Consider the following 1282-nt stretch of genomic DNA (forward strand, 5'->3'; position numbering starts at 1 on the left):
CCGCGCGGCCCGTCCCGCCCCGGCGCGGGACGCGGACCGCGCGGCGGCGACCGGTGTGCAGGGACCGACCGCACCGTCCGGCACGCCCGCCGTCCCGGGCCGGGACACGGCTCCGGGCCCGTCCGGCGCCCCCGCCCCGAACCCGCTGTCCCGGACCGCCGGCCGCCCCGGCACCGAAGCCCAGCACGGGGCCCCTGCCGAGCCCGGTGCCCGCCGGCCCTCCTGGGCCCGGGAAGACGTCGGTACCGGCGGGTTCCCGGGGCCGTACACCGTGGTCGTCGTGGACGGGGACCCGGGCGGGGCGGCGTTGCGGGAAGGGCTCGCGCGGCTGGCGGTGGCCGGGCCGCGGGCCGGGATCCACGTGGTGTGCCTCGCCGAGACCGAGACCGCCTCGCCCGTCTCCCCGGTGCACCGGACGTACGAGGCCGCGTGCGACGTGACGCCGACGTTCCGGCACTGCGGTGCCGTGGCGCTGCTCAGCGGGGACGTCGCCGCCGCGCTCCAGCTGCTGCGGGTCGCGCCCGGCGGTCCCGTCGGCCCCGGCACGCTCGCCGCCGTCGACGCCGTCTCCGCCGCCTGGGCGGAGCGGTTCGCGCGGGCGCTGGCGCCGCTGCGCCCGGACGGCCCGGCCGACGAGCGGCACGCGCGCGTGTCCACGCCGCTGCCCCGGTCGGCGCGGCTGCTGGACGAGTTGGGGCTGGCCCGGGCCACCCCGGCGTCGCTGATGGCACGCTGGGCGGACGCGGCCGACGACACCGAGTCGCTCGGCGGGCGGGCGCGGGCGGTGCTGGGCGCCGGGCCGCGCGGCCCGGTCACCGTGGACCTCGTGGCCGACGGGCCGCATCTGCTGATCGAGGGCCCGGCCGGCAGTGGCCGTACCGAGCTGCTGCGGACCGTGGTCGCCTCGCTCGCCGCCGCCGAGCGGCCGGACCGGCTGGCCGTGGTGCTGCTCGACGGCCGGGACGGGGTCGGGACGGGCGCCGGACACGGTGAGGGCCTGCGGGTCTGCACCGACATACCGCATGTCACCACCCACCTGATCGCCAACGACCCCGTGCGCATGCGGGAGTTCGCCCAGGCGCTGGCCGCCGAGCTGAAGCGCCGGGCGGAGCTGCTGGGCCGGACGGACTTCGCCCGGTGGCACGCCGGTCAGGAGGTGTCCGGCCGCATGGTGGCCCAACGCGGCCCCGCCTCCGGTGACTTCGTCGCCCAGCGCGCGCCCGCGCCCGGTTCCCTCACCTCCTCCGCCGCCGGTTCCCTCACCTCCTCCGCCGCCGGTTCC

The 1282-nt window shown here is 80.0% G+C and carries 1 protein-coding gene; it reads left to right on the top strand.

The window, feature by feature from the left end:
- The coding region (locus CCN44_RS26650) for an FtsK/SpoIIIE domain-containing protein (RefSeq protein ID WP_276329128.1) at window positions 1-1282 on the top strand (1282 nt) is incomplete at both ends.

The sequence above is a fragment of the Streptomyces tricolor genome (assembly GCF_002155905.1).
GTDB classification, from domain to species: domain Bacteria; phylum Actinomycetota; class Actinomycetes; order Streptomycetales; family Streptomycetaceae; genus Streptomyces; species Streptomyces tricolor.